Origin of the sequence: Alteromonas sp. IB21 (assembly GCF_016405965.1) — a bacterium.
Classification (GTDB): Bacteria; Pseudomonadota; Gammaproteobacteria; order Enterobacterales; family Alteromonadaceae; genus Alteromonas.
In genome coordinates, this window is record NZ_JAEFCD010000006.1 from 154,287 (window position 1) to 168,477 (window position 14,191).

Genomic DNA, 14,191 nt, shown 5'->3' on the forward strand with positions numbered 1-14,191 from the left:
AATGATGGCGATTATGATTGAGATATGCTGAAATTATTAAAGTAGCCTCAGTATCCCGGGCAGTATAGACCAATTGTTCACAGACTTAAAAGCGTATGTTTAATTGGAAACGCTGCAATACTGCATTGCTGTAGGCATTGGTAAACTAAAGACAACAATATAATAGATAGCTCTAACTCTATTTTTAGTGCAGGGCAAGCCTAACTTTATTTCACTAATCAAGACTTAGCGTTTTTAGACATTTACAACGTTTGTTGCAAATTCGGCCTGTAGAAACTCCATTAGCTCTTCTAAGCTAAGAGGTTTACTGAAGTAAAAGCCTTGCATAGCACGAGCACCAATTTTCTTTGCAAAATTGACCTGTTCAGCAGTTTCTAATCCCTCGAGAGTACAAGGCATTCCCAGCTTTTCGCACATTGAGACTACGTTTTCAATAATTAGCGACCTTCGTATTTCACTTTTCGTTTCAAGGGGAAACTCTGGCAGCAGTGAACGGTCTATCTTGATCGAATCATAGGTCTCGTCTGCAAGTTCTGAGATACATGAGAAGCCGGTACCAAAATCATCAATTGAAATGGTAACGCCTAGCTGCTTGATGGCTGCTAGTACCTCTCGCGCTTTTTCATTTTGTAATGTTGATTCCGTGATTTCTATCACAACTCGTTTTGCAGAAATATTATGAAATGCGAAGCGCTCTGCAAACAGGCCAACGACCCCTGAATTCTGAAGTTGAACCGCAGACATATTTACGTTAAATCTTACGTTTGAGAAGCCCCAGCCATCAATGGTTTTAATTGCAAAGCACACCTCATCCAACATTAATAAACCGATGTCATGTATGTAATTTGAGTGCTCTGCAATGGGAATAAACTTATCGGGGCTAATAGGGCCGTGACTTGGAATGTACCATCTGGCAAGCGCTTCAATGGCGATTATTTCCCCTTTAGCCCCGATAATGGGCTGATAATAGGCGGTAATTTGTTTATTCTGGATTGCGCTTTTTAACCCTTGCTGGATAAATAGTCGATACTCTATATTTTTAGATAAATTTTCATTGAATACGACCGTGTTATTTTTTCCATTTTGTTTAGCTGAAAACATAGCTATGTCAGCATTTTTCAATAAATCAACGGCAGATATGTTACCTGTCGAGGTGGCGACGCCTATACTTGCCGAGATATTAAAGCTGCCGGATGATGTTTTAAAAGATTTGCTAAAACACATCGACAGTCTGGAAGTCACGATACTTAAGTGCTTTTCACATGTAGTACCCGTAACAACAACAAACTCATCTCCACCGAACCTAAAGACAGAGTCATCTTGCCGAATTGCTGCTTTGAAACGGCTGGCACAGGTTCTGAGTATTTGATCTCCTACTTCGTGGCCATGGGTGTCGTTAATGAGTTTAAACTCATCAATATCGATAAAAATGATTGAAAATGGTGCGCACGACTCGCTGAATGTTTCCACTATATTATTTAAATGGTTTCGATTACCAACACTGGTGAGCGCATCGGTAAATGCTAAAAGCTTTAATTGGTTTTCTGATGACTTGAGATCTGACACATCGGTCAGAATAGCAACAAAGTGAGTTTCTCCACTGCCATTATCGAAAGACGTGACCGACATAACCAAATGATACCTACGCCCTTCGTTTACAATGGTGAGGTCGGTTCTTAGTCCATCAATTAGGTAATCTGGACGGGGGTCGTGTTTGCGCTCTTTGGGAAAGATTTTATTTATATATTGCGAGATAAGCTTGCCCGGCTCGCAGCCAAGTATTTCGCACAACGCTTTGTTAACCTTGACTATTGACCCGTTCGCATCACAAACCAGCACCCCTTCTTTAATTTCACTAACAACCCGATCTGCTATAGTCAGGTTAGACTGGGCATGTTGCAGGATTGAAATATCCTGAATAGCACCAATTTGCACATAGTCCTTTTTCCACACTACATCAGATAAAACAACCTGGTACCAACGAGTTTCTCTTCCAGCAATTTTTAACTGCAGCGTTGTTAAATAATTTGTCTTGAGCCTTATTGCTTCTGCAACTTCCAAGCGCTGCTCGTCAGTAAACAAAGAGAGGAATTTCTCTACGGTCAGCTTTCTAGGAAAATCAAAAAGGTTATCCACACTCTCAATGACTATAGAGCGAGAGGCGCTATCAATTTCTAGTACGCCCAACTTTGCCATCTCTGACGCCATGGCAAAACGGCGGTTTGATGAGGCAAGTTCACGCTCTATTCTTTTTCTCTCGAGGGCAACCAATATCGTGGTTGTTAATGACAATGCGCCATAGGGTTTAACCAGATAGCCATAGGGCGACACCTTTAAGGCATTAGAGATGGTGGTGTCGTCACAATATGAGGTGGTAAAAACGATAGGAATAGCGAACTGTTTAGCGACCAACTTCGCGATGTCGATACCCGATTCATGTGAGCCGAGGTTTATATCCATGAGGATTAAATCAGGGCTTTCTTTTTCTATTAACGCAAAAAGTTGTTCGGCATTTATCGCAGTGCCTAAGACCCGTATATCAGCTTCTGCGAGTATCTTTTGGATATTCATAATCTCGACGAGACTGTCTTCGACTATGACTACTGAGGGCGTCATTATTTTTGTCACTGCATCACACCTTAAAGCCGAGGGCTTCTATTGATTGTCTCAGAAGCCCAGTATCGACAGGTTTTGTTAGTACCGTCACATCTTTAAGCTCGTCGGGTAACTCAATTGCGGCGCCGTAACCCGTGATAAAGATAAATGGGATAGATAGTTTCGCTATTTCCACTCCCAACTGGAAGGTATTCTCGTGACCCAAATGAACGTCTAAAAACATCATTGATGGTCGACTTTTCGCCAGTGCAGCTCGGACACTGGCAATGTCGCCAAAAATTTCAATTTGCTCGAGCCCCATTTTTTTGAGGTGCTTTTTCAAATCTAGAGAAATGAGTAAGTTATCTTCAACAATAAAGGCACTAGAAAGCGGCTTAGGACTCTCTATTTTATTAGCTTTAATAGTTCTGTTGTTACCTTCATCTTGTTCATCAATGAGATAAGCTTCTTCGAACTCTATATACTTGCTAGGTATCAAAAACTCTGCGGTGAGGCCCGTTGTCGTTGGCTTAATTTCAGCTCGGCCTTTTAGCTCATGTGGAATAACAGATTTAATAACCGTCATTCCAAAACTATCTTCCCCTAGACTATGTAAAGGAGGACCACCAAGTTCTTCCCAGAATATCTTGCAGCCCCTATTATCGAGCTCCCAAGTGATTGACACCCTGCCATCGTTACTTGTTGCGCTTAACGCACCGTATTTTGCAGCATTAGTGATCATTTCATGGAAAACAAGGACAATAGGCGTTACTGCATATGGCTTTAATTTTATCTCAGGCCCTTCAATATGGAACGATGATTCGTTGACCATGTACGCCTTCAGTTCGTTATTGAGCAATTGTCTAAAATATATACTGTTGTATGAAGCGTGAGTGAGTTGATCGTGACCTAAAGCCAACGCAGAAATTCGCGACGACAGAGAGCTTACAAATTCATTGATATTCTTTTTATGCTGAGACGTTTGCCCGATGATAGCGCTTACTAAGTTTAAGATATTTCTAACGCGATGGTTAAGTTCCCCTATGAGTAGCTCCAGCCTTTTTTTAGCCTCTCGCTGTAACGCTTCTTTCTCATGTAAATGGCGGATTGTCAGCTCCATAACACCAAGGCGAATAGATTTAGCCCGTTCTATGTCTAGTGTCGTCCACGGAATCGACTTAAATTCATTATATTCGATCCATTTGTCAAAACTCGCTCTCGGAGTAAGTATCTTCTCTTGCCCTTTTTGTTCAACTCGCTTTTCTGGATTACCTGCCCATGTCACTTGCTCGACAACTGAGTTTCTGAAAAGGAATATGTAATCCATAGGTTGGCTTGATATCTTAAGCGCTAGTACACCGGCAACCTTTCCACCAGAAAAATCACCGCCACAGTCAGCCAAACTATCAAATTGATGTATTTCTTCTTCCGGAAGCCGCCTCAAGATAGCGGTAAGGCGCAGAATACTCTCCTCATCGAGGGCAGAACCTGCTCTGGTATATTCACCACTGAAAATGCAGCCTACACCATCTATATCAATAAGGGTTTTTAAGAGAGCCAACTGCTCAACTATCGCGTTAGTAATTGGACCTCCATGGGAAAAGTTACTTAAAACTCGTGCGAAGGTTGAGTTTGCTTGTTCACTCACTCTTATCCGTTCTGTAACTAGCCGTCGAGAAAGCTCAAGCGAGAACATTTCAGCGAATAACTCTAATTGCGATACGAGCCTGCTGGGCACTACTTTTGGGCTATTGTGGTGGCATGCAATTAACCCCCAGAGCTCTCCCTCAACAATGAGCGATATCGACATGGATGCTCCAACACCCATGTTTTTCAGATATTGTATATGCACTTCAGAGACCGCTCTGAGACGAGACAACGATAGGTCAATGTGCCGAGCTTTGTTCTCATCTCTCCCTAAGATCTCATGCGTTACACCGTGAACGTCAGATATAGTTCTTATGAGGTTTTTCTTGTACAGCTGCCGAGCTTGGCGAGGGATATCTGAGGCAGGGTATCGAAGCCCTAGAAATGGCGGCATATCGCTGGATGTTGACTCAGCAACGACTTCCCCGGCTCCATCGGCAAGGAATTGATACACCATAACCCTATCAAAGCCCGTTGCGGTGCGAACGCTTTGAGCAAGGCCAGAATAAAGCTCATCGAGTTCAGAGAACATTGTCATCTGAATCATCAACGCCTCAATGACACTTTCAAATTTTCGCGAAGACTCACTATTTTCAAACTCAAGTACAAGATAGCCGTCGCTTTGATGAACACATAAATCAAATGTATTGTCGGAAAAAGGGACAGAAACCGAATAGAGATAGGCTGCTTTACCAAGAATGATTGCCTGGCTTTGCGCGCCTTTTATAGAATGGACCAGACTCCTATCTAAGATACTCCAAAGAGAAGTACCGATTAATTCACTTGTACTTTTTTTAAGAAATGGGGAGGCATTCTTTGATAGATATTCAATTGTTCCGGACCTATCTAGGATAACCATAAATCCATGGTTCTGTATTTTTCCTAGTAGGTGTATGGGCTCTTTGTCACACTGCGTTATTAGTGAAGATAGTTCTTTAGTGTCGCTGCTCATAAAACGCCATTTTGTTGTTTACTCGTTTGCTTGCTATAAATCTGTGGGTTGAGGCTGCATCACATCATTGAACTTCTGTTTACTGATACGGCTGTGCACAAAGCATCCCGAACATGTTTTTAACCTGGTGCTATAAAGTTATAGCCCACTCCCCAAGATAAAGATATTTTTATGCGGATATATTAATATAGCTAAGAAACTACACCACAACACGCGCAGAGCCGTTTTTGCCTGAGCGTGATGAATTCAGACAAGAACGCTGCTACTTCTCTATTTTCCCTTATTGTCGCTTGACAGCAGGTTTGTTCCCCCGTGGTCGTCACCGGTATTCTCGAAAAACTCCGCTTCAAGGCATTGGTCAATAACCGCCTGCTCATGCTCAGTAAATGCACTTGTAAAGTTTTCATATTGGATGCCTACTTTTGCTTTGTGGGAGGGCGCTATCTGTGCATTTGAGCGTTTTAACTGCTCGGTAAAATCTGCGATTGAAATGCGATTGTACGTGTAGATGCCTGGTATGTTTGAAGACGACGTCGGTGACAATAAGTCGTCATGTTCCAACATAAACGCATGTTTAAATACCGCCTGCGATTTTGTAAAACATGCGGTAGGACTTCTCAACACTGCAGCTTCCGGAAGCGCTTTAATACGAACATTTTTTCCATCAGAAGAGCGCTGCCAGGTTACACCACAAACGCTAACGTAAAATGCATCCGTTTGATTTGCGACCTCTTGGCGAGCGAGCGAAGAATTACCACCTAAATTTTGAAGTTCTTTGAGGACGCGGGGAAGTGATTCAAGAGACATATTTTCAATGGTAATCGCACCTGAGTTAGACTGATAAGTGAGTTTTAGCGTGTTTTCTAAGTAATACACCTGTCCTGTATCGCGCCAAATCGAAACCGCATCACCAGTATGCTTGTTCAAAGGAGCTATCGCCGCATCCCGAGCTTTAAAACGTTTAAATATCTTAGCAAGCAAAATTGAGGCCTTATCATCTGATATCCTATCCTCTTTTACTTGCTGGCAGGGCTTCTGTGCAAGCCCTGCCAGCGATTCTAAACACTTTTTAATGTAGCCTTGATTCACGCTCGAAATTAAATTCCCACTTAGTGCTAGCATTGCGTGAGACTATGTAATTGAGCAAGCCCTTGTTAAAAAATGATTGCCACATGTTTGTTAAAGCTAAAACATGAGGTTTTGCTTTGGATAGAAAACGAAAAAGCTCTGGATTAACCAGAGCTTTCAGAACCACTTCCCCTATTTGCCCCCTAACTTTTTACAAAGCTAGAGACCAGTAAATAAGGAGTTTGTAGCTTAAAACGGCATTTTGAAGCCAGGAGGAAGCGGCATGCCGCCAGTAACATCACCCATTTTCTCTTTGCTTGTTTCTTGAACACGGCGAACGGCGTCATTAAACGCTGCTGCGACTAAGTCTTCAACCATGTCTTTATCGTCGTCCATTAATGACTCGTCAATGTCCACTCGACGCACGTTGTGGTTACACGTCATGGTTACCTTCACCATACCGGCACCTGCTTCGCCAGTAACTTCTAGTTTAGCTAAGTCATCTTGAACTTTTTGCATGCGCTCTTGCATCTGCTGCGCCTGCTTCATGATATTGCCCATTCCACCTTTAAACATAATATTTGTCTCGCTTCGTTTTGGTGTTAATAATTATGCTATCGCGCTTTAACCGTATCGGTTAGCACTGACGCATCGAAAGTCGATAGCAATGATTGAATTGTTTCGTCGGTTTTAATGACCGTATGTGCATGCGCGTGGCGCATGGCATGAATCTCTTGTTGTAACGCAAAAGGTGTCGAGGATGGTTCACCTAGCGTAATATTTACCTCTACGTTTTCACCTAAACCATGATGTATTGCGTCAACTAACTGTTTTTTCGCGCTGTCATTAAGTAAGTGCGTCTGACTGTTGTCAATTTCAAGGGATACTTGGTTACCATTTCGAGAAAATGAGGCGTGCAAAACCAGCTGTTTAAGTAACCCAGCGACCGGCATCTGCTCAACAAGGTTACTCCACTCATCTATTTGACTTGCGTGAATTAACTTACTTCCATCGTTTAAGTAAGCATTTAATTTACCACTATAAGTGCTGCTGAGGGGCGTATCAAAATCGAGCGCATCACGCACAAAAGAACGATCCCCTATATCTCCCCGCTGCTCGGGAAGCGGGATATTTGGGCTTGTATTATTATCTACAAAGGTTTCTGCATCGTCGTAATTTTCGAAATGCTGTGGCGGTGCATTATCAAATTCAGTCGCCCACGGCGGTGCGTCTTGTGGCTGAGGCTCAAGGCTCGGTTGTGCACTGACTTCATCGTTTGAAAAAGGCATATCCTCTTCAAAATCATCAAGCGCAAAGTCATTTGTTTCAGCCGCATTATCGCTTAGAGGTTCTCTATTAATATAAGCTGATGCAGTGTTACGTAGGGCTGCGGCGCTCGCGATATGTTCACTGTTACTGAGCGCTTCGCTTGTTGCAGTGGCTTGAATGCCATTATTCGCATTCTGTCCCCTGTTGTTACTCTCGTCTAGAGTATTGAAATTTTGCTCTGTATTGTTCTTTAGCTCAAGGCTATCATCGCGCTCAAGGCTAGTTTCACGCTCAAGGCTACTTTCACGCTCAAGGCTACTTTCACGCTCAAGGCTGTTGTCATTCTCCTGCTTTGAACCAGCATTTAGTTCAGGGGGCGCTGATGCAGCGTTGACGTCTGAGATAGGGTCTGTTGCACGATCTGAGAACGTATTTTTTGATGCCGCGGCCTTACTTCTGGCAAAACGAGCCTGAATATCGCTCGCACTCTCTCCTGCAGCGTTAGCAGCCTTACTATTTTGAACGTCGGCGTCTTGGGCTTTCTTCTGCTTAAGTTTTTGACGCAAAGCCAACATATCAGCCGTCGACGTTAGCTGCTCTTCCGCCGATAAAGGTGGTTGTACTTCATCACTTCTCACCTCACTACCTGTGCTGAGCGCTCCCAACTCAAATTCATCGCTGGACTGAATGTGAGCCCTTTCGTGTTGAAAGGGTTCACTGTAACGAAGGGTATCGCTTGCATCATAAGGAGTGACATCTCCCGACTGCGGTGGCATTTCGTCCATGTATGCATCTAGAGGCGGCTCATCGAGAGTATTTTCGGTTTCCGCTGGTACGTTAATATTCTCAAAGGCAAGTTCTGGATCGGAAACAGCTGGAGTGTATGAACGCGTTGCGCTAACGTCTTCGCCATGGGTGATTTGTTGTTGTGAAACGACGTCAGGGGAGGGTTGCTCCTGTGTTACTGCTGCAGGAGTTTCGCTTATTGGCGCTTCCTCCTGCTTACCGACGTTTCCCAGGCCACCACTGGAAGAAGCATGATCTACGGGTAAACTATGCTCGCTCCTCCCGTTTTCAATTTCGCTTGTCGTGTCAGCAATAGGCACTTGTGGCGCAAATGACATCATGCGCATCAACGTCATTTCGAAAGCGCTCCTACCATCGGACGCGAACGGCAGGTCTTTTCTACCTTGCAATGCAATTTGATAAAGTAACTGCACTTGCTCAACAGGAATAGTTTTGGCTAATTGGTATATTGCTTTCGCGGATGTAGTTTCTAACTTACACGCTTCAGGCACCCACTGGGTCAACGCGATTTGATGTAACAAGCTGGCAAGTTCGCCGTGCACGTTATCATAGTCTGGCGCCTGCTCTGCAATATCATTAACCAACTGAAGTACTTCCGCAGGACTTTTGCTAACAACCGCATGCACTACTTTAAGTAGTTGGTTTTTATCCATCAAACCCAGCATGTCAGTGACGACAGATGCCAGAACCTGATTTCCACCTTGTGCAATAGCTTGATCAGTCAAACTGAGCGCATCACGCATGCTGCCTTGCGCCGCACGAGCCAGCAGCGCTAAAGCCGATTGCTCAAAGGGCAACTGCTCTTGTTGAAGAATATGTTGTAGCTGTCCGACTATTTGTTCTCGCGACATTGCCTTCAGATTAAACTGCAAGCATCGCGATAAAATCGTTATAGGGAGCTTTTGTGGATCGGTTGTCGCCAACAAGAACTTTACATGAGGCGGAGGCTCTTCCAGCGTTTTCAACAACGCATTGAAGCTGTGTTTAGAAAGCATGTGTACCTCATCGATAAGGTACACTTTGTAACGGCCGCGAGTGGGTCTATACTGAACATTATCAAGAAGTTCGCGAGTGTCCTCGACTTTCGTTCTTGAAGCCGCGTCAATCTCGAGTAAGTCTACGTAATTGCCCTGCTCTATTTCTTTACAGGTATTACATTCTCCACAAGGGTTGGCACCTTGCCCCTCTTCGCAGTTAAGGCTTTTAGAAAAAATACGCGCAATTGTGGTTTTACCTACGCCCCGCGTACCGGTAAACAAATAAGCGTGATGTAGACGATCGTTATCCAAAGCATTTGAAATGGCAGAGACGACATGTTCCTGACCCACAAGCTCACTGAACTTACCTGGACGCCACTTCCTTGCTAGTACCTGATAACTCATTATTACGTATTTCGCCTTTTGCTAGTTACGCTTTAAGACGATTATTCGCCTTCAAACTCACAAATAGAATAGCTTTCGATATCAAGCGTACTCAATTTTTTCTCACCGCCTAAATCAGGTAAGTTAATCACGAAACCTGCATGGTTAATTTCACCACCCAGCGAACGGATCAGCTTAGCTGAAGCGGCAATGGTTCCGCCAGTTGCAAGTAAATCATCGATAAGAAGTACTTTATCGCCTGGTTCAATGGCATCTTTATGGATTTCCAAAGTATCCATGCCGTATTCAAGCTCGTAGCTTTCACTTACAACTTCACGAGGAAGTTTGTTGGGTTTTCTCACTGGAACAAAACCAATGCCCATTTCGATGGCCAATGGCGCACCAAAAAGGAACCCACGCGCTTCAGTACCTGCAATCTTGGTAAATCCCATACCCTGATACTTTTCTACGAGTAACGAAATACAGCTACTGAACGCTTTGTGATCTTCTAAAACGCTAGTCACATCTCTAAATAAAATACCTGGCTTTGGATAGTCAGGTACGGTTTTCACAACTGATTTAATATATTCTGCAGTCACAATTATGCCTTGAATGTCTGCGTTATAACCAGAAGGTGAACCAGCCGGCGATGATATGCATCAACGGGAACGCGATTAGAGTTACTAGCGATGCTAGAAAGTACCACTTGTTATAGACTTCTTTGAAATCTGAATTGTCAGCCATTTGCACTACCTAAACAATTTTTGTGAACAAAAAAAATGGTGTTAAATGTTAATCGAAAGCACGCGTGATTGACAGCGCTAATGTGACTGATCGCTCACTTTCAATACAGTTCCTAGCGAAAGTTTAATATAAGCATAAGAAATAATACTGAAACGCTATTGGCACCTTGCGTCAACGGAAGGTTTTATCGGATCTATGTTAACTTCAATAAGCTAGTCGTCTCAATAGAGGCAAAATTTAGCTTATAGTAACTAAAATGCCTTTATTTAGCATGTCTGTAAGGGTTTGATTCATACCATTTACCAACACATCAGCGGGTATTTGAGGAATTTGCTGGGTTAGAGACTGAGAAAGTTGGTCTATTCTCAACCCATTCTCACTTTGCTCTAATGTATTCACTAAAATTGCGGTGACTGGATTTACATGGACAAACTGCACATCAAAATTGCGGTCTCTGTAAACCACATAAAATTGCTGCTCTTGCGCCGGTTGCACTGGAATATAGTCTTTACCTATTAAATGCACTTCATATTGGTACGCCGCCAAAGAGGCATAGGGAGACACACGAACACCGTTGACGGTTTGACCAGAAGTAAAAAATTCTAGGCCTTCTTCATTTTTTCTTATACTTACATCAAGCTCTAGCCATTCATAATGTGCAAGTTCTGCTGCAAAAGCAGGTAGTGAAATATCGAAGACAGGCTCAGTTGAAAGATACTCTACAAACTCTTTACTGATCTCCGCAAAATAGGGGGAACGGCATTCATGCTCAATAAAGAACTGACGCACAACGCTTTCCCATCCTTTTTCACCAAATTTCACCAATACAATTGATTTCAATACCGGAAATCCTGTACTGATAAAATTATCAATATTGTTAAAAAATAATGACTGATAGATTTTCATCCGACGGATATGGTCTCCATCGGTGTCGTAAAATGTTCGCGGATCTTTTATTGCGTTTACGAATGTATTTTGCGTTGCTTGAAATGATTGTGTCACGCTACGCTTCCTTCAGCATCTAACCGATGTGTCTTTTCACATCGTGCTTGAATCTGTTTAATCTTCTTCACTTCTGCTAGCAATTCATTTAAAGGCGGAATATTGAAATCACGTTCGAGGAGAGTTGGAAATACGCCGTGTGTACGGTACGCGTGCTCCAGTAGCTTCCATACGGGTTCGATAACATCGGTTCCATGAGTATCTACTTTCAAGTCGTCGGCCTCATCATAGTGGCCAGCAATATGCCCGTAAACAATCTTGTCTGACGGTAAGCCGTTAATAAAGGACTCCGCGTCATATTTATGATTGATGCTGTTCACGTAAACATTATTTACGTCGAGAAGCATAAGGCAGCCCGATTCTTTCAAGATACGCGAAGTAAATTCTAGCTCGTCCATCTCCTGTCCGGGCGCAATGTAATAAGATACATTCTCTAGAACCAATGGTCTTTCGATAATATCTTGCACTTGGGTTATACGAGACACCACATGATTTATTGCGCCTTCAGTAAAAGGAATTGGCATTAGATCGTACAAGTGACCATTACCAGAACAGAAACTTAGATGTTCGCTGTATAGCGTAATGTCGTTTACATCCAAAAATCGCTTTACGGTTTTAACAAACTCGACATCCAGTTTATCGCTACTACCAATAGACAGAGAGAGACCGTGAGTGGTAAAGGGAGCCTGCATAGACGCCTGCTGAAATTGTTCCTGGTACTTTCCACCAAGCGGGATCCAATTTTCTGGCGCAACTTCCCAGAAGTCGACCTCAGATGGCAATGTAGGGAGGAGTGCTTGCAGCATCTCTCGACGAAACCCTAAACCCGCGCCTTTGATCTGTCTCATATTTTCCCCTTTACCTACATGGGATTGCCAAGTAACAACCTACGCTGTCAGACAAGAATGGCCATCACTAGACGGCCATTCTTTTTCAATACAACATGCGTAGACGTTTCGTAGTCTTTCGCTTAGAGACTACACAATGTCATATCCCCATATGTTACATGCTACCGCATTTACCTTCTTTTGAAACTTTTTTGTCGCCGCCGCACTTACCTTCTTTTGCAGCCTTTTTGTCGCCTCCGCATTTACCTTCGCCACACTTGCCTTCTTTCGCAGCCTTTTTATCGCCGCCGCATTTGCCTTCGCCGCACTTACCTTCTTTTTCTGCTTTCTTGTCGCCGCCACATTTGCCTTCGCCGCACTTACCTTCAGCTGCAAACTGGCTGTAACCAGATTCTAGTGCCTGCATACCAAATGGATTTACGTCTGCAACCGCTACTGTTGACGCCAAAGAGCCAATGACAACTGCTCCTAAAGCTGTTGCTACTGATGATTTTTTGATTTGTTTCATTGTTATACCCTCAATAAGATTAGACATATTTGACGCACAGTATGTACTGTGTAATGTAAAAGACCCTGTGCGGTCAAAGGATATTTCAAAAAAATTAACTTTTTTTAAACCTGAATAGTAAGCATATGAATTTTATAATCTTAATCAAGTAATTATTTGACGCTAATGAAAGCGAATACGGCAACAGAACGTTGAATTAGGTAGCTACAATTCATTGACTCTCACTATTTTTGGTCTGCATTTGCTCTATAACTGTTTGACTATAAGACAACGCGAATAACTTTGAGAGCTTATTCGCAAGCTCCTCTTTTTTTTCACTAGCGTTGGAGATTGCTAGAAAAGTCGGTATGTCTTTTCTCATAGAGACGGTTACGTCATCAATATTGTTTGAGTTACGTTTTATATGATATCGATAGGGCGCTTCGTATGTCGCCAGATGCGAAGTCCGTCCAAACTGAAAAAGCTGGATTGCATCAGAACTATTCGCCATATCAAAAAATGTGTAACCTTCACTTTCTAACACTTGTCTCATGCCTACGTAGTCATACCCTCTTATAGCCGCAACAGTCTTATTATTGTCGACGTGTAAATTTGTCATTAGTACAATAGAAAGGTAGGTGAATGGTTTATCGATAAAGGTGACGGTATTTTCTAAAGCTTTCGTACCCTTAACGTTCACAGTAATATCAACCTGCCCTGTTCTAATTCTCTCAAATAACCTAGCTGGCGGTGGACACTCAACTTCCACTTGATATCCAACCAGTTCGAGTATAGTTCTTGAAATAGTGACTGCATCGCCGTAACAACCAAGGCTGTCGGTGCTCTTGACGACAAGAGGAGGGAACTCTACAACTCCAAGAACTACCTTGGTATTCTCATCAGTCAGTTTTGAAGGCTGGGCATACAACGGTGTATAGAGTAGCGTTAAGATTGCAATAACAAGGAATCTCAAAAGCAGCTCTCCTCTTTGCACATGTGGTGAACTTCGCATTGTATAAATCTGCTAGCGACATCCGAAATTTAGTGGAATAAGTTTTTTTGATCAAATTACATTTCAAAATAGCGAGTATGAATTAGTTTACAGTTGCTCTTTGGCTGTCACCAAATATTGTATTTAGCGTACATTTTCAATTCATACCAACCCATTCTAAAACGCGAACTAATTTATTTAACCACTTCATCATACAATCATAACGTTAAACGATGACAACATTGACGGCAGATGACCTATACCGCTTATCAAAGAAAGAGAAAAACGCTAACAAACGTATTCGTTTGTTGGATGTTGCTACGTATTTGGAATGTCACAACCGTGTTTAGGCAGCGCGACAATTAATACCAATTGCATTAATTAATTGACCAAATTTATCCACTCTCTCCAACAGAGAGT

At 42.8% G+C, this 14,191-nt stretch carries 11 protein-coding genes; all 11 read right to left on the reverse strand.

All coding sequences use genetic code 11. The annotated features are described in order from the left end of the window. Positions 1-234: 234 nt before the first annotated feature. Positions 235-2,628: an EAL domain-containing protein gene (locus JC525_RS06435; protein WP_198815081.1), complete on the reverse strand. Its 2,394-nt coding sequence runs from the start codon at positions 2,626-2,628 to the stop codon at positions 235-237. Between the two features lie 4 nt (positions 2,629-2,632). Continuing rightward, entirely contained in the window at positions 2,633-5,194 is a 2,562-nt protein-coding gene (locus tag JC525_RS06440) for an HWE histidine kinase domain-containing protein (RefSeq protein WP_198815082.1), read from the reverse strand. A gap of 270 nt (positions 5,195-5,464) precedes the next feature. Next, on the reverse strand, positions 5,465-6,316 hold the full coding sequence (locus JC525_RS06445) for a hypothetical protein (RefSeq protein WP_233095017.1): 852 nt from the start codon (positions 6,314-6,316) through the stop codon (positions 5,465-5,467). A 195-nt stretch (positions 6,317-6,511) separates the two neighbouring features. Further along, positions 6,512-6,838: a YbaB/EbfC family nucleoid-associated protein gene (locus JC525_RS06450; RefSeq protein WP_014998895.1), complete on the reverse strand. Its 327-nt coding sequence runs from the start codon at positions 6,836-6,838 to the stop codon at positions 6,512-6,514. Positions 6,839-6,876: 38 nt separating this feature from the next. Then, a complete protein-coding gene (dnaX, locus tag JC525_RS06455) occupies positions 6,877-9,720 on the reverse strand; it encodes a DNA polymerase III subunit gamma/tau (RefSeq protein ID WP_198815083.1) in 2,844 nt (947 codons plus the stop codon). A 41-nt stretch (positions 9,721-9,761) separates the two neighbouring features. After that, complete coding sequence (gene apt / locus JC525_RS06460; protein ID WP_105929287.1) at positions 9,762-10,298, reverse strand: adenine phosphoribosyltransferase; 537 nt, start codon at positions 10,296-10,298, stop codon at positions 9,762-9,764. Positions 10,299-10,320: 22 nt separating this feature from the next. After that, positions 10,321-10,443: a hypothetical protein gene (locus JC525_RS20095; protein WP_256253717.1), complete on the reverse strand. Its 123-nt coding sequence runs from the start codon at positions 10,441-10,443 to the stop codon at positions 10,321-10,323. Between the two features lie 237 nt (positions 10,444-10,680). Further along, positions 10,681-11,445, reverse strand: a complete 765-nt coding sequence (locus tag JC525_RS06465; RefSeq protein ID WP_198815084.1) for an HvfC family RiPP maturation protein — start codon at positions 11,443-11,445, stop codon at positions 10,681-10,683. Beyond that, complete coding sequence (locus tag JC525_RS06470; protein ID WP_198815085.1) at positions 11,442-12,293, reverse strand: HvfB family MNIO-type RiPP peptide maturase; 852 nt, start codon at positions 12,291-12,293, stop codon at positions 11,442-11,444. Before JC525_RS06470 ends, JC525_RS06465 begins: the two co-directional genes overlap by 4 nt. A gap of 154 nt (positions 12,294-12,447) precedes the next feature. Beyond that, positions 12,448-12,801: an HvfA family oxazolone/thioamide-modified RiPP metallophore gene (locus JC525_RS06475; RefSeq protein ID WP_198815086.1), complete on the reverse strand. Its 354-nt coding sequence runs from the start codon at positions 12,799-12,801 to the stop codon at positions 12,448-12,450. 211 nt (positions 12,802-13,012) lie between these two features. Continuing rightward, positions 13,013-13,792, reverse strand: a complete 780-nt coding sequence (locus JC525_RS06480) for a transporter substrate-binding domain-containing protein (RefSeq protein ID WP_233095018.1) — start codon at positions 13,790-13,792, stop codon at positions 13,013-13,015. Positions 13,793-14,191: the final 399 nt, after the last annotated feature.